Source organism: Bradyrhizobium sp. USDA 3650, assembly GCF_054057395.1.
The window spans coordinates 5,582,225-5,595,566 of record NZ_JBSRZG010000001.1 but is presented as its reverse complement, the minus strand read 5'-3'; the positions used below and the strand labels follow the sequence as shown (position 1 = coordinate 5,595,566).

General features: G+C 64.9%; 18 protein-coding genes. 11 read left to right on the top strand and 7 right to left on the bottom strand.

The window, feature by feature from the left end; translation table 11 throughout:
• Window positions 1-20 precede the first annotated feature (20 nt).
• The 4 genes from ACVIN2_RS26285 to ACVIN2_RS26270 all read left to right on the top strand — a co-directional run bounded on the left by ACVIN2_RS26285 (window position 21) and on the right by ACVIN2_RS26270 (window position 3,341).
• Window positions 21-197, top strand: coding sequence for a hypothetical protein (locus ACVIN2_RS26285; RefSeq protein WP_456767782.1), 177 nt, complete (start codon window positions 21-23; stop codon window positions 195-197).
• A gap of 362 nt (window positions 198-559) precedes the next feature.
• Entirely contained in the window at window positions 560-1,372 is an 813-nt protein-coding gene (locus ACVIN2_RS26280) for a PAS-domain containing protein (protein ID WP_456767781.1), read from the top strand.
• A 309-nt stretch (window positions 1,373-1,681) separates the two neighbouring features.
• Window positions 1,682-2,137, top strand: coding sequence for an N-acetyltransferase family protein (locus ACVIN2_RS26275; RefSeq protein WP_456767780.1), 456 nt, complete (start codon window positions 1,682-1,684; stop codon window positions 2,135-2,137).
• A gap of 262 nt (window positions 2,138-2,399) precedes the next feature.
• On the top strand, window positions 2,400-3,341 hold the full coding sequence (locus ACVIN2_RS26270; protein WP_456767779.1) for an aldo/keto reductase: 942 nt from the start codon (window positions 2,400-2,402) through the stop codon (window positions 3,339-3,341).
• 18 nt (window positions 3,342-3,359) lie between these two features.
• Here the strand turns inward: ACVIN2_RS26270 and ACVIN2_RS26265 are convergent, their stop codons facing one another.
• From ACVIN2_RS26265 to ACVIN2_RS26250, 4 genes are all read right to left on the bottom strand, one after another.
• Window positions 3,360-3,683, bottom strand: a complete 324-nt coding sequence (locus ACVIN2_RS26265; RefSeq protein ID WP_007596764.1) for an antibiotic biosynthesis monooxygenase family protein — start codon at window positions 3,681-3,683, stop codon at window positions 3,360-3,362.
• A 56-nt stretch (window positions 3,684-3,739) separates the two neighbouring features.
• Window positions 3,740-4,111, bottom strand: a complete 372-nt coding sequence (locus ACVIN2_RS26260; RefSeq protein WP_456767778.1) for an endonuclease domain-containing protein — start codon at window positions 4,109-4,111, stop codon at window positions 3,740-3,742.
• Window positions 4,112-4,402: 291 nt separating this feature from the next.
• Window positions 4,403-5,620: a DUF1501 domain-containing protein gene (locus tag ACVIN2_RS26255; protein ID WP_456769811.1), complete on the bottom strand. Its 1,218-nt coding sequence runs from the start codon at window positions 5,618-5,620 to the stop codon at window positions 4,403-4,405.
• Between the two features lie 2 nt (window positions 5,621-5,622).
• Window positions 5,623-7,212, bottom strand: a complete 1,590-nt coding sequence (locus tag ACVIN2_RS26250; protein WP_456767777.1) for a DUF1800 domain-containing protein — start codon at window positions 7,210-7,212, stop codon at window positions 5,623-5,625.
• A 114-nt stretch (window positions 7,213-7,326) separates the two neighbouring features.
• On the opposite strand from ACVIN2_RS26250, the gene ACVIN2_RS26245 reads away from it, so the two are divergent.
• A complete protein-coding gene (locus ACVIN2_RS26245; RefSeq protein WP_456767776.1) occupies window positions 7,327-7,539 on the top strand; it encodes a cysteine-rich CWC family protein in 213 nt (70 codons plus the stop codon).
• Between the two features lie 65 nt (window positions 7,540-7,604).
• Here the strand turns inward: ACVIN2_RS26245 and ACVIN2_RS26240 are convergent, their stop codons facing one another.
• The 3 genes from ACVIN2_RS26240 to ACVIN2_RS26230 all read right to left on the bottom strand — a co-directional run bounded on the left by ACVIN2_RS26240 (window position 7,605) and on the right by ACVIN2_RS26230 (window position 9,550).
• Window positions 7,605-8,300, bottom strand: a complete 696-nt coding sequence (locus ACVIN2_RS26240) for a glutathione S-transferase family protein (protein ID WP_456767775.1) — start codon at window positions 8,298-8,300, stop codon at window positions 7,605-7,607.
• A 243-nt stretch (window positions 8,301-8,543) separates the two neighbouring features.
• Window positions 8,544-8,774 (bottom strand): hypothetical protein, encoded by a 231-nt coding sequence (locus tag ACVIN2_RS26235; protein WP_456767774.1) that lies wholly within the window; start codon window positions 8,772-8,774, stop codon window positions 8,544-8,546.
• Window positions 8,771-9,550, bottom strand: coding sequence for a TSUP family transporter (locus ACVIN2_RS26230; RefSeq protein ID WP_456767773.1), 780 nt, complete (start codon window positions 9,548-9,550; stop codon window positions 8,771-8,773). The genes ACVIN2_RS26235 and ACVIN2_RS26230 overlap by 4 nt, the downstream gene beginning before the upstream one ends.
• Window positions 9,551-9,861: 311 nt before the next feature.
• Between ACVIN2_RS26230 and ACVIN2_RS26225 the strand changes: the two genes are divergently transcribed.
• From ACVIN2_RS26225 to ACVIN2_RS26200, 6 genes are all read left to right on the top strand, one after another.
• Window positions 9,862-10,779: a LysR substrate-binding domain-containing protein gene (locus ACVIN2_RS26225; protein WP_456767772.1), complete on the top strand. Its 918-nt coding sequence runs from the start codon at window positions 9,862-9,864 to the stop codon at window positions 10,777-10,779.
• 125 nt (window positions 10,780-10,904) lie between these two features.
• Complete coding sequence (locus ACVIN2_RS26220; protein ID WP_007596778.1) at window positions 10,905-11,132, top strand: hypothetical protein; 228 nt, start codon at window positions 10,905-10,907, stop codon at window positions 11,130-11,132.
• Between the two features lie 56 nt (window positions 11,133-11,188).
• Window positions 11,189-11,419, top strand: a complete 231-nt coding sequence (locus tag ACVIN2_RS26215) for a hypothetical protein (protein WP_456767771.1) — start codon at window positions 11,189-11,191, stop codon at window positions 11,417-11,419.
• 153 nt (window positions 11,420-11,572) lie between these two features.
• Window positions 11,573-11,953, top strand: coding sequence for a hypothetical protein (locus ACVIN2_RS26210; protein WP_456767770.1), 381 nt, complete (start codon window positions 11,573-11,575; stop codon window positions 11,951-11,953).
• Window positions 11,954-11,972: 19 nt separating this feature from the next.
• A complete protein-coding gene (locus ACVIN2_RS26205) occupies window positions 11,973-12,389 on the top strand; it encodes a hypothetical protein (protein WP_456767769.1) in 417 nt (138 codons plus the stop codon).
• Between the two features lie 15 nt (window positions 12,390-12,404).
• Window positions 12,405-13,331, top strand: coding sequence for a DNA/RNA non-specific endonuclease (locus ACVIN2_RS26200; protein WP_456767768.1), 927 nt, complete (start codon window positions 12,405-12,407; stop codon window positions 13,329-13,331).
• Window positions 13,332-13,342 lie beyond the last annotated feature (11 nt).

The window sequence follows — 13,342 nt, the reverse complement described above, 5'->3', positions numbered from 1 at the left end:
CGCGTTGAAGGATTTAGACCATGATTCGGGCGTCCGGCACGGCAGGCTTTCAGGGCCCACCCGCTACCGTTTCGTCTTCCCGGCTGACCAACGCGGTCGCGGCCTCGCTCGCCGTCGCCGCGCTCTCGCTCTGCCTGATCGTTACCCTGACGGTGCTGTCGACCAGGGCGACCATGGCGATGGGCCTGCCGGTCTGATTCCCGTTTCATCCTGGACCCGCCTTCAAGGCGCCGCGTGGCCCGCACCGACCGGCATCGCGACAGGATTTCGATGAAATCACCTGTGGTCATCGTTGCAATCACCCTGACCGCGGCCATCCTCGTCGCGGGCATCGCTGTTGATCTTCGTCGGCACACGCAAGGGCCAGGGGACGTCGACGCTGAATGCGCCCGCGCTGCAACAACGCCTCAAGCACGCGCACTTGGTCTAAAATCATCCGAAAGCTTTGCGCATGAGCCAAAGCGCACCTTAAGGACACCGCGCGAAACCGCATCGCAATGGCGCAATGTTCGGTCAGTGTTGCCGCCTTACCTCGTCCAGGGAGGAGCGAGACAGGCCCATGCGGTTGGGATGGCGTGCGATCTCCGGTCCGGCGCTAACGGCAGCGACTTTGCTGCTGGCGATGTTTTTCGATCGCAGCGTCCCCACTCCCTCGCCCGCGCCGCTGCTCGTCTGCATCGTGGCGCTCGCCGGCGCGCTCTCGGGCCCCGCTTCCGCTGTCGTCAGCGCAGCCATCGCCGTCATCGGCGCGGCACTGCTGCTCCTCAGCCGGCACGGCGTTTCGGGCCTTACCACCGCGGATATGATCCGGCTCGGCCTCCTGGCTGCGACGGCCGCGGGCACCGCAGGCATCACCGGCCTGATGCACCAGCGGCTGCTCGGCACGTTTGCCGCCGAGCGTCGGAGCCACGCCATCGCCGCGCGGCTGTCGGCCGCGCTCGACCAGGTCGATATCGGCATCGTGCTGCTCGATGCCGAGACGCGCGCCGAATTCATCAATCGCGCGTTCCGCGATTATTTTGCGGTGCCGGACGACATCGCCGACGGCAAGCCGCCGTTCATCGCGCTGATGTATCACGGCCGCGACACCGGCGCGTTCGAACTGCCCGAGGACGAGCTCGGCACCTTCATCGCACAGCGCATGGAGATGGTGCGGATCGGCGATGCCACGCCGATCAACATCGCCTTGCGCAATGGCGAGGTGTTGCGCTTCGTCTGTGCCGCGCTGCCCGATGGCGGGCGTATGCTGAGCTACACGCCCGTGACCGACCTCGTGCGCCACACCGATGCGCCGTCCCGCGCCGACTACTACCGCTCACTGCGCGATCCCGCGGGCCGCAAGCTGATCCGCTATCTGCGCGTCGCGGAGTAATGTGATTGCGAGCGGGCGCTCGCGGAGACAGCCCCTCACCCCACCCTCTCCCCGTAAGAACGGGGCGAGGGAGCGAGAGAACAGCGCGTCCCTCACTCAGGACATTCACTGCGAGCTGCGCGTCTTAACCTCTCCCCGCTCTTCTGCGGGGAGAGGTCGGATCGCTTTGGCGCGCAAGTGCGCGCCAAAGCGATCCGGGTGAGGGGCATGGCACACCGTTGCCATGACTGGATATCCATCCGACTCGTAAGACAATTGATCGGCACGCCCCTCATCACGTATGAAAGACGCCTCATCGAAGGATTTCATATGTCGCTCACCATTCGCCCCGTCACCAGGCAGGACTACGAACAATGGCTGCCCTTGTGGGACGGCTACAACGCCTTCTACGGCCGCTCCGGCCCGACCGCGCTCTCGCCAGACATCACGCGCGTGACATGGCAGCGCTTTTTTGATGCCTATGAGCCGGTGCACGGATTGGTCGCCGAGAGTGACGGCCGCCTGCTCGGGATGACGAATTATCTCTTTCACCGCAGCACCACCGCGATCGAGCCATCCTGCTATCTGCAGGACCTGTTCACGACCGAGGCTGCTCGCGGCAAGGGTGTCGGCTCGGCACTGATCCACGGCGTCTACGAGCGTGCAAAGCTCGTCGGCTCCCCGCGCGTGTACTGGCAGACGCACGAGACCAACGTCACGGCGCAGCGCCTGTACGACAAGGTCGCCGAGCGTTCCGGCTTCATCGTCTATCGCAAGATCTTCTGATCCTCGCGATCGCGAACGCCTGTGGATAACTTTGCCTGTCACCCGCGCGTAACATAGCGGGACTAGGCTGCAGCTGCGTCTGGTCAGCCCCCCGTCACCGATCAAGCGCCCCAAAGCGGTCCCCGTCAGTCGCCGCGTCTGACAGGGGCCGCATTTTTTTGTCGGCAGCTCCTGTCGGCATGGCAGCAACGCGGCGCGCGGCTTGCTGCGGCGGCGCGCCGCGGTCACAATGCGCCCCTGCCATCTCCGACAGGGATCTCCCATGGAAATTCGTAATCTCGGCGCCTCCGGCCTGCGCGTGTCTGCGGTCGGCCTCGGCTGCAACAATTTCGGCCAGCGCACGGATTTGGAGACCTCGCGCAAGGTGATCCATCGCGCGCTCGATCTCGGCATCACGTTGTTCGACACAGCCGACATCTATGCCGGCATGGGCGGTTCGGAAACGGTGCTCGGCACCGTGCTGGGCGACCGACGCAAGGAGATCGTGCTCGCCACCAAATTTTCCAAGCCGATGGCGACCGACGGAACCAAGCAGGGCGCTTCGCGCCGCTACATCATGAACGCAGTCGAGGCGAGCCTGACGCGGCTCAAGACCGACTATATCGATCTCTATCAGCAGCACGATTACGACCCGCTGACGCCGATGGAGGAGACGCTGCGCGCGCTCGACGATCTCATCCGTCAAGGCAAGGTGCGCTACATCGGCAATTCCAATTTTCCGGCTTGGCGCCTGGCGGAAGCCGAGTTCACCGCGCGCGCGATGAATGTCAGCCGCTTCGTCTCCTGCCAGGACGAATACAGCCTGCTGGTGCGCGACATCGAAAAGGACCTGCTGCCGGCCGCACAGGAGTACAAGCTCGGCCTCCTGCCGTTCTTCCCGCTCGCAAGCGGGCTCCTCACCGGCAAGTACCAGCGCGGCGCGGCCGCCCCGACCGATACGCGCTTCGGCAAGGTCCCGGCGTTACGCGACCGCTACGTCACGCCGCGCAACGAGGACATCGTCGAGAAGCTCACGGCATTCGCGAAAGCGCGCGGGCACAGCATGCTCGAGCTCGCCTTCTCCTGGCTCGCCGCGCGCCCGCAAGTGTCCAGCGTGATTGCCGGCGCCACCCGCGTCGCGCAGGTCGAGGAGAACGTGAAGGCGATTGCGTGGAAGCTCAGTGCGGAGGAGATGGCGGAGATCGACAAGATCACGCTGGGCTGATCTTTGCGGCGTCGCGCGCTACTTGGCGCCGCGCCCCACCGTCTGCATCACCTCGAAGCCCTCGAACTGGGGATGGCCGAGATAGGTCGGCTTGGTGTCGCCGGCCCGCGCATGCGCGGCACGAAAAGCATCCGATTTGGTCCAGGCCTCGAACGCCGCATGGTTCGCCCAAACCGTGTGCGAGGCGTACAGCGTGTGGTCCTCGAGCTCGGGGCCGCGCAGCAGATGAAACTCGACGAAGCCCGGCACCTTGTCCAAATGAGTATCGCGCGAAAGCCAGACCTGCTCGAAGGCGGCCTCGGAGCCCTTGGCGACGCGGAAGCGATTCATGGCGATGTACATGGGGATGATCTCCTGATGTGAGTAAAGCACCGCTCTCTCACTCCCTCGCCCCGTTCTTACGGGGAGAGGGTGGGGTGAGGGGCTGCCTCCGCGAGCTCGGTCTGAATTGTAAGCAGAACGCCCTCGATATTTCCAAGAACGTCATTGTTCCAGAAGCGAAGGACCTTGTAACCTTTTTCTCTCAAGCGTTCGTCTCGAATAGCATCTGTCGCCGATTCATTGTGCTGGCCACCGTCGACTTCGACAACGAGGCGCTTTTCACGGCAGACGAAGTCGCAGATGTAACCTGCAATGGGCTCCTGCCTGACGAACTTGTTGCCATCGATCCGCCGGTTACGAATCCGATTCCAGAGGACTGTCTCTGCGTCCGTTTGATCGACGCGGAGCCGTCGTGCGAGTCGGATAAACTTTTCATCGTGGCCACGCATTGCCCTGCCCCTCACCCGGATCGCACAACTCGGCTCTCGCGGTGCGGGACGCATCGGCCTCTCACTCCCTCGCCCCGTTCTTACGGGGAGAGGGTGGGGTGAGGGGCTGGCTCCGCGAGTTCGGCGTGAATTGTAGGTGCGATGGGGTTGATCGCAACTGTTTTGCGAGTCGGATGGACTTCTCATCGTGGCAACGGAGTGCCTTGCCCCTCACCCGGATTACACCGGACGATGCTTCGCATCGCCGGGGCAATCCGACCTCTCCCCGCAAAGAGCGGGGAGAGGTTAGAGTCAGACGACCAGCCCCTTCATCGGACGCGCGCTTGCGCTATCCGGAAACACCGTTTCGGCCAGCACGCGATCGGACAGGCCGAACTGGCCCTGCAGCACGCCCTTGATCACCGAGCGCAGGTCGGTGGTGGGTTTGAGATCGCGGGCCTCGAAGAGGTTGGCGGGCTTGAGGCCGGGCCAGTCGGCGATGACGCGGCCGCCCTTCACCGCGCCGCCGGCGAGCAGCGCGATCGTTCCCGTGCCGTGATCGGTGCCGTCGGTGCCATTGATGCGCGCGGTGCGGCCGAATTCAGTCGCGACCACGACGACGGTGTCGCGCCAGCGTTCCCCTAAGCCAGTTTCGAATTCGGCGAGCGCACCGTCGAGCCCGCCGAGCAGGAAGGCGAGGCGACCGACAGGGCCGCCTTCATTGGCGTGCGTGTCCCAGCCGTCAAACGCGAGCGCCGCGATGCGCGGGCCGTCGTCGGACGCCATCAGTTTTGCGGCGCCGCGCGCGACCTGCCGCATCTGCGCGACCGCATTGCCCGGCTTCTGCTTCATGTCGTCGCCGCTTGCGGCCTTCTCCAGCTGAAGACCCTGCGACAGCACGGCCGCCAGCGCGGGATCGCGGTGGCGATAGAGCTCGACCAGGCGCATGGCGGTGTCGTCATCGGCTTGCGGCAGCGCCACCGGCGCCCAGCCGACGGTCGGCGCATTGCCGCGCAGCACCAGCGGCGTGGTCGGGCCGACGGCAAGAGCACTCGACACCCGCTCGCCGCGCGGCAGCGCTTCCAGCGCGCGGTTGAGCCAGCCGGATTGCACGCGCCCCGGGCCGGCGTAGCCGCTTTCGAGCACGTCCTGGCCGTCGAAATGCGAGCGGTCGCGATAGGGCGTCGCCACCGCGTGGATCACCGCGGCCTGTCTATCGCGATACATGCGTGCGAACTCGGGCATCGCCGGATGCAGCGCGAAGAAAGTATCAAGCATGGTCGCGGGATGGGCGCCGTCCGCCGTGAGCGCGATCGCGCCGTGCAGGCCGGCATAATCGGGATCGCCGACCGGCGCGACGGTCGAAAGGCCGTCAAGCGCGCCGCGCAGGATCACCACGATCAGCCGGGGATCGCGGCCGTCCGCCGCGCGGGCGAATTTCGGCAAATAAGCCCACGCCGCGAAGGAGGCGCCGCCGAGCAGGAGGGCGCGGCGCGAGGTGAGGAGCCGGTTCTCGACGCAGTCGATCATCATCATCTCCTCTGCATTTCCGGCGACATCAACAGCAGCGCCAGCGCCTGCTGCCGCGACTCCGCCCGCTCGATGGTGCGCCGCGTTTCGATCGAGGCCGCATCTGCGGCGGCAAATTCCAACAAATCGAGCGGGTCGATGTTGGGCCCAAGCCGCGCGCCCATTTGCGCGGCAATGTCGAGCCGGAGCTTGATGCCTTCGGGCGCAGCCCACGCGGCGCTGGTGTCGGCGAAACCATTCGGGCCGGCCGGCGACCACAGCGGCTGGCCGAGCAGATTGAGATTGTTGAGATAGGCGCCGGGATCCTCCGGCACGCGCGCGAGCAGCCGGCCGCTCGCGACCAGGAAATCATAAGGGCTGCGCATCTTGGTCAGCGGCGCCTTCCACGCCTCGTCGGAATCAACCAGTGCGGTTGCGAGCGCCTTGAGATCGCCGTCGGTCTTGATGAAGACATCGCGCAATCGCGCCACCAGCGCCGGCGGCGGATCGTCGGCGACGAAATGGCGGACGAATTTGGTGGCGATGAAGTTCGCGGTCGAGGGATGGCGTGCGATGTCGGCGAGTGCAGCCTCGCCTTGCGCAAGCCCGGTCGGCTCGTAGGCCTTGCCGAGCAGCATTTGCGGCCCGGGCTGGTGCGCATTGACGTTGAATACGAACGAACCAGGCGCTCCCAGCTGTCCCTGCCGGCCGGCAAAGGTCCAGCCGGTGATGATGCGCGCGAGCGAGGTGACGTCGTCCTGCGTGTAGCCGCCGCCGACGCCGAGCGTATGCAGCTCCATGATCTCGCGCGCGAGATTTTCGTTCAGCCCGCGCTTCCGGTTCTGGCCGGCGCGCGAGTCCGGTCCGAGCGATTGCTGGTTGTCGAGGAAGAACAGCATCGCCGGATGCTGCTCCACCGCTTTCAGCATGTCGGCGAAACGCCCGAGCACATGCGGCCTGATCGCCTCGCGCTCGAACGCGCCAGCCCATATCCGCGCCAACTCGCCCTTGCTGGCGGAGATGCAGAAATGGTTGGACCAGAACACGACCAGACGTTCGGTGAAGCCGCATTCGACCAGGGTCGCGCGCTGCAACCGCGCCAGCGCTTCGGCGCGAAAGGTCTTTTGGATGACGTTGAGCGGCTGCGGGGCGGGTTTTGCGGCAGCCGGCGCGGCCGCGTTGGGCTGCATGCTGTCCGGCTTGGCCATATTGTCCGCCGGCTTATTGTCAGCAGGCTTGTTGTCAGCCTGCTTGGCCTCGGCCATCTGGCCTGCGATCTCGGTTGCCACGGCGTTCAGCGAGAGATTGCGGCGCGGTCCGGGCTTCTGATCGGCCGGCACTTGCGACGGCGTCTCGGTCGGCGCGCCGGCTTTGGCGGCGGCCTCGCGCGCCTGCTTGACCTGATCCTGATAGGCGAACACGGCCTGCCCGAGCTGCGGCGTGGATTGCAGGCCTGGCGCCTCCAGCAGCACAGCGTTGGGACGGGCGAGTTCCGCCTTCACAAAACCGCGAGGATCGGAGGCCGCGTTGATGCGATCGCCGGATGCGCCGCCGCGGGCACCGAAGCCGAAACGGTTGAGCGCGACGAGCGCGGCTTGCGAATCGCGGGCCATCGATGTGTCCTTCGCGCGTTGCCAACCGCTTTCCTGAGACGTGCGCGAGGCGTAATATACCGCAGCGGGAGATGAACCCGGCATGAAAATGACAGCACAGCTTTTGCGCAAATCATGACAAATCCGCAAGAACTTCCGGTGCAGGAACCGCGCCGCCTCGCCTGCTCCCGCTGCGGCGCCGAGTTCGGCTGCGACCTCTCAGGCGCGTGCTGGTGCGCGGAAGAAACGGCGCGGCTGCCGATGCCGGTCAAGGGCGAGGATTGTTTGTGCCGGGCGTGCCTGCGCGAGGCGGCGGAGGCGCGTAGCCCGGATGGAGCGCAAGCGTAATCCGGGTTCATGCCACGCATCGCGACCTTCCCGGATTGCGCTGCGCTCCATCCGGGCTACCAAGCTTAGACCGCGTGCCCCGGCGATTTCCGCGCCATTCCATCAAACGCATCCAGCAGCTTTTCGCGCCAGGTGTAGACCGGGTCGTCCGCCTCGAGCAGCTTGAACGGGCTCGTCACGCGCGCCCACTGAAAACCGCCGAACACGATGTAATCGGCATAGTTCGGTGCGGCGCCGCCCATGAAGGGCTGCTTCTTCAGGGTCTGCCGCATCACCTCGAGCGATTTGCGGAAGGCGACCACGCCGGCATCGCGGCCCGTCATCACCTCTTCCAGACTTTTGCCGAAACGCGCCTCGCGCGACTGGCGGAAATAGGCGGCGTCGACCTCGGCCAGATTCTTCGGGATGTCCGCGATGATCAGCGGAAAGATGCCGCCGACGATGGCGATGTCGCCCCAGGCATTGAGCATGCGCGCCATGGCGCGGCCGCCCTCGCCGCCGAACAGCGACGGACGGTCCGGAAACTTGTCTTCGAGATAGGACGCGATCGTCCAGGAATCGACCACCGGCTGGTCGTGATGCAGCAGCACCGGAACCTTCTCCGAGCCGTGCGGCGCGATCGCGCTCTTCTCGGTGAAGCGCCAGGGCAGCGTTTCCGCCGAAAGGCCCTTGTGCGCCAGCGCCATCCGCGTGCGCCAGCAGAACGGGCTGAACGGTCGCGAGGCGTCTGTGCCGACGAGTTCGAACAGTTTGAGCGACATGAAAGGGGTCTCCCCGTATTCCATCATTGCGAGCGAAGCGACGCAGGACTGCCGCCGCGGAAACATTCTGGATTGCTTCGCTTGCGCTCGCAATGACGGATGTGGCGAGAGCTGTCCGCATCGACCACCATTGTCATGCCCCGCGAAGGCGGGGCAGCCAGTACGCCGCGGCAGTCGTGTGACACACCGCTGCTGGTGATTACTGGATCATGCCCTTCGCGGATGATGACAGCTACGTTTGGCTCACCGCCCGTTGGTGCGCAGCAATCTCTCCCCGTCCTTTGTCACCGCGATGATCAGCCCCATTCCGGGGAGCGTCTCGCGCGCGACATAGCCGCGGTCGGCGGCGTCTTCCCAGATGGTGAGACGCGGGCACGAGGTCTTCCAGGTCGCGATCACCTCGGCATAGGCGCGCGGCTCGCGCGCAACCCATTCGACGAAGTCCAGCACCAGCGGGTCGGCAGTCTCGCTCATTGCAAACCTCCCTTGTCGAAGGCCGCCAGCACGGGCGTGCGGACCAGCAGCCAGCTGCCATAGGCGATATAGTAGCAGGCGATGGCGGTGATCAGCTTCATCGACCATGCCACGAATTGCTGGTCGGTCATGGCTTCCAGGATGCGCCGCGCCAGCGTGGTGCCGAGCATCGACGCTGCAATCGCGACGGCCGCGAGCACGGGATCGAGCGTCGCGGCCTGGTCGATCACGCCGCCGAAATAGATCAGCTTGATGAAATGGCTGACGAGCTGGCACATCGCCTTGGTCGCCACCTTCTCGCGCCGGCCGAAATCGCCGCCGAGGAAAAAGGTGTCGAGCAGCGGTCCCGATACGCCGGTCATCAGCATGAGGCCCATGCAGATCGTGCCGTAGACGGTGCCCTGCCAGAGACGGTCCGGATCCGGCTTGATGTTGGCGGGCAGCAGCCGCGCCATGAACGGCGTGATGCCGAGCAGCAGCAGCGCGACCGGCTTGTCCGGCACGTAGCGGGTGAGCGACCACGCCGCGAGCGCGACGGCCGCGCCGACCATATAGTTCGCGACCGGCCGCCAGCGGATATGCGCGCGCCAGAGAAACGCGCGCCAGCCGTTCGAGGCCATCTGCGTGATCGCATGCAACACCATCGCGGTCGGCAGCGGCATCAGGGCCAACAGCACGCCGATCAGGATCAGCCCGCCCGCCATGCCGAACAGCCCCGACAGGAACGCGGTGCCAACCATCAGCAATCCAAGGGCAGCGATCATGATGGGCGTCACGTGATGTTCTCCGGTGGTGGCGTGTAAGGGACGCAAAGGCGCTTCACTCCCTCGCCCCGCTTGCGGGGAGAGGGTGCGGTGAGGGGTGTCTCCGGAAGGGAGCCAGCAGTGGGACTCGCGGAGAGTCCCCCTCACCCGGAATCCAAGCTACGCTTGGATTCCGGCCTCTCCCCGCAAGCGGGAGAGGCGAAGGGCACCGCCTCCGCTTCAGCAAATCAGCCTAGATTACGCCGATATTTCTGCCCCGCTTGCCGCGCCTACGCAAACTGAGTTATCTTGGCCTGGCATCAGCTTTCCTGAGGGTCGGTCATTTGCGGCGCTTGCTGTTTCTCAACGGCATCAAGGCATTCGAGGCCGCGGCGCGGGCCGGCAGCTTTGCCGCGGCCGGGCTCGAGCTGAGCGTGTCGGCGGCGGCGGTCAGCCGCATGGTGCACATCCTGGAGGAACGGCTCGGCGTCGCGCTGTTCGAGCGCAAGGCCAACAAGCTGCTCCTCACGCAGGCGGGCCGCGCTTATCAGAGCGGGCTGACCCCGATCTTCGATGCGCTCGCAAGCCTCACCGCCCAGGTGACGGCGCCTTCGAGCGTCCGCGTGCTCACCATCGGCATCGGCCACACCTTCGCGATGCGCTGGCTGATCCCGCGGCTGTCGGAGTTTCGCAACGAGGAGCCCGACATCGAGGTACGCTTCACCACCGGCGGCGCGTCGGTGCCGTTCGGCGAAGACTGGAGCTGCGGCATCCAGCTCGGTACCGGCGACTGGCCGGGGCTGGTCGCCGAGCCGCTGTTCGCCGGCGATCTCACGCCGGTCTGCGTGCCTCGCCTGGCTTCCTCGCTGAAGCGCCCGGCCGATCTCAGGGGACCGAGCCTGATCCGCGTCGCGCATTCGCCTGAGGACTGGCCGATCTGGCTCAAGGCCGCGAACCTCGCGCGCATCAACGCCCGGGGGCCGGAGTTCCAGTTCTACGGCCAGGCGCTCCAGGCTGCCGCCGACGGGCTCGGCATCGCCATGGGCATCCGGCCCTATATCGACGACGATCTCGCCGCCGGTCGGCTGGTGGCGCCGTTCGACCTCTCGGTGCCCAAGGGCATGCGCTGGTACCTGCTCTATCGCAGCTTCCAGACCGAGCAGCGCGACTTTGCCGCGTTCCGCCGCTGGATCATGCGCGCGGCGTCGGAACCCGCCGCCCGTCCCGTCCGGCGGACCGGCCGCACCGGTGCGCGGAACTGACGCTGCGACCGGCCCTTTGGGCAAAAAAGCCCGCCGCTTGTGAACGGCTTCACATCCCGGAATCCGCAAACGTGGTCTTCTGACCCTCCAACAAGGCGCTCGAACAAAACATTTTGGGGACTGCAATGACGACCCTCTACGACGGCTTTGACATCGAATCCTTCGAAGCTGGCCAGGGGCTGTGGCACGCCCGGATCCGGCGTGCCGATTTCAGCCCGGTTGCCATCGACGGCGTGCTGTTTCCGGCCATGGAAGTCGGCTTCGCCTGGCCCGATCCCGATGCCGCGATTGCCCATGCCAAGCATCACATCGATCGATTCCGCCGGCGGGCCGACGACAGCGACGACGAATAAGCGAGCGGGACTGCAGGCGACCAAGGAACGGCGCAGGGTCAAAGGGGAAACCGGTCATGTCAGTCATCGAATTCGAAGACACGTCGCGGCCGAGGATTTACACCCGCAATGTGCTGTCCAGCTGCCCGGAATGCGACGGCGATCTCGCCGTGCTCCGCGTGATCGGCGGCCGTGCCGGATGCGAGTATTGGGCCATGCGCTGCACCGATTGCGGCGGCATCCATCTCGACATCCTCGAGCCGCATCAGGCGGCCGGGGACGACGAAGGACCGTCGCCGGCGGCGTGATCGCGGGTTCGTAAGCCTAGCGGCCGCAGTTCCTGACGCGGACGAATGCTGACGGAGTGAAGTGGCTCGATCTCCCGAGACGACGCTCGCTTGGATATCTCGGAGCTCCACCCCCGCCCTTGTGCACTACCTTTGATTGCATCCGGCCATACGATGTGGCAGAATGTTGACGGGAGCGCGGGGCTGATGACAGCAATTGGCAAGTTTCTGGCCTTTGGCCTGATCGCCTGGTTCGGCGCGATGCTGTTGCTCGTACTCATTCGTGTGCTGCGTGACGAAGTGGCGTCAAGCGGCCTGCTCGTCAGCGACATCTCCAAAGACGATAGCGTCAATCCCGAACGGGTGGTCGCAGCCGCCATCGTTCCCGCGGTGCTGGCCATCTATACGATTCACGCACTCAACACCGGAATCGTCACGATGCCAACCGGAGCATTGTCGATGCCGGATTTGTCGGAGGAGCTCGTGACGCTGCTGACCGGCGGGAACGGCCTCTATCTGGCCGGAAAAATCGCACGAAGGAGTGAACGAAGCTAGTTTTTCAGGAGGTAATTTCATGACCGCGCAATGGATTTCATGGTGGGGCTTTGTCGTTATTTCGATCATTCTGCTCGGGTTCGCCGCGCTTGTACTCTGGAAGTTGTTCAGCGACTCCGGAGCTCTCGCGGGATTGCTGTCCGAGCCGCAAACGCCCAATGACACCTCGCCGCCGAAGGCGAGCCTCTCCCGCTTCCAGTTCCTAATCTTCACATTCGTTATCGCTGGACTCTATCTGCTGCTGTCCATCGAGGCCGGAACGCTGATCGAAATTCCCGGCAATGTGCTGGCGCTGCTCGGCATCAGCGGCGGCACCTATGTCATATCGAAGACCGTGAGCTCGTCGGAGCGCAAGCAGGAGCAAACCGCGGAGGCCGCCGCAAGCAAACCGGCACGGGGCCGCAAGCCCACGACGCCGCCCGGCGCGAATGGTTGAGTCCGGAGGCGAGCCATGTCGAAATTCTCGCGTCTGTGCTGGCTCATCTGCCTCGGACTGACCCTGTGTCAGCCGGTCCGGGCCGATGTTTGTGAAACAGCTCCGGCAAAGCCGGTGAACGATCCCGACAGTTGTCGTGCGCTCTGGGAAAAGATCGGCCTGCCGACCGGTGGCGACGATCTCGACGCCACCACCGTCTGTCACACCCGCTACGTGCTCCTGCACAACAACGAGGCCAAGACGCCGTTCTGGGTGATCGAGGCGCTGAACAAGAAGCAGGTCAGCGGCAAGTTCAAGCGTCCGGAGAGCAAGAAATTCAAGTCGGAGGAAGGCGTCTGCGATTCGGCGCAGGCCAAGGACGCAGACTATACCGGCAGCAAACTCGATCGCGGGCATCAAGCCGCCTCCGCCGACTTCAGCTTCAACGCCGACTGGATGGACGAGAGCTTCATTTTGTCGAATGCCGTTCCACAGCAGGGCCTCGGATTCAATCGGGGCATCTGGAAGGAGTTTGAACAGCTGGTACGCACCCTCACGAAGGATCGCGGCGAGCTCTACGTCATTACCGGGCCGGTCTATGCGGACGACGAGGACAGTCTTCCGGAGGTGACGAAGAGGAACAATGCCTGCAAGGTCGAGATCAAGTTCGAGGCGCCAAAAAAAACGGCCATCTGCGGCTCGAAGAAGAAGTGCGACGTCGGAGTCGCGGTTCCCATTGGGCTGTTCAAGATCCTCTATGATCCCGGCAGCAAGCGCGCGAACGCCTACGTTCTGCCAAATATCGATCATCGGAAGCTCGAGGATAAGGACGCGCTCGAATACCTCAAGGGCTTTCGAACCACGGTGAAGGTGGTCGAGCGCCTCACCGGATTCCAGTTTCTGCCGGATATTCCGGGGCGGCGGGCGCAGGTCGAGGAGTGCGTCGCGACAATGCTTCATTGAGGACCCACCGC

Bases quoted from the DNA above. Each gene is read 5' to 3' on its own strand.
- ACVIN2_RS26285 (WP_456767782.1), top strand. From the start codon at position 21: ATGATTCGGGCGTCCGGCACGGCAGGCTTTCAGGGCCCACCCGCTACC.
- ACVIN2_RS26280 (WP_456767781.1), top strand. From the start codon at position 560: ATGCGGTTGGGATGGCGTGCGATCTCCGGTCCGGCGCTAACGGCAGCG.
- ACVIN2_RS26275 (WP_456767780.1), top strand. From the start codon at position 1,682: ATGTCGCTCACCATTCGCCCCGTCACCAGGCAGGACTACGAACAATGG.
- ACVIN2_RS26270 (WP_456767779.1), top strand. From the start codon at position 2,400: ATGGAAATTCGTAATCTCGGCGCCTCCGGCCTGCGCGTGTCTGCGGTC.
- ACVIN2_RS26265 (WP_007596764.1), bottom strand. From the start codon at position 3,683: ATGTACATCGCCATGAATCGCTTCCGCGTCGCCAAGGGCTCCGAGGCC.
- ACVIN2_RS26260 (WP_456767778.1), bottom strand. From the start codon at position 4,111: ATGCGTGGCCACGATGAAAAGTTTATCCGACTCGCACGACGGCTCCGC.
- ACVIN2_RS26255 (WP_456769811.1), bottom strand. From the start codon at position 5,620: ATGATCGACTGCGTCGAGAACCGGCTCCTCACCTCGCGCCGCGCCCTC.
- ACVIN2_RS26250 (WP_456767777.1), bottom strand. From the start codon at position 7,212: ATGGCCCGCGATTCGCAAGCCGCGCTCGTCGCGCTCAACCGTTTCGGC.
- ACVIN2_RS26245 (WP_456767776.1), top strand. From the start codon at position 7,327: ATGACAAATCCGCAAGAACTTCCGGTGCAGGAACCGCGCCGCCTCGCC.
- ACVIN2_RS26240 (WP_456767775.1), bottom strand. From the start codon at position 8,300: ATGTCGCTCAAACTGTTCGAACTCGTCGGCACAGACGCCTCGCGACCG.
- ACVIN2_RS26235 (WP_456767774.1), bottom strand. From the start codon at position 8,774: ATGAGCGAGACTGCCGACCCGCTGGTGCTGGACTTCGTCGAATGGGTT.
- ACVIN2_RS26220 (WP_007596778.1), top strand. From the start codon at position 10,905: ATGACGACCCTCTACGACGGCTTTGACATCGAATCCTTCGAAGCTGGC.
- ACVIN2_RS26215 (WP_456767771.1), top strand. From the start codon at position 11,189: ATGTCAGTCATCGAATTCGAAGACACGTCGCGGCCGAGGATTTACACC.
- ACVIN2_RS26210 (WP_456767770.1), top strand. From the start codon at position 11,573: ATGTGGCAGAATGTTGACGGGAGCGCGGGGCTGATGACAGCAATTGGC.
- ACVIN2_RS26205 (WP_456767769.1), top strand. From the start codon at position 11,973: ATGACCGCGCAATGGATTTCATGGTGGGGCTTTGTCGTTATTTCGATC.
- ACVIN2_RS26200 (WP_456767768.1), top strand. From the start codon at position 12,405: ATGTCGAAATTCTCGCGTCTGTGCTGGCTCATCTGCCTCGGACTGACC.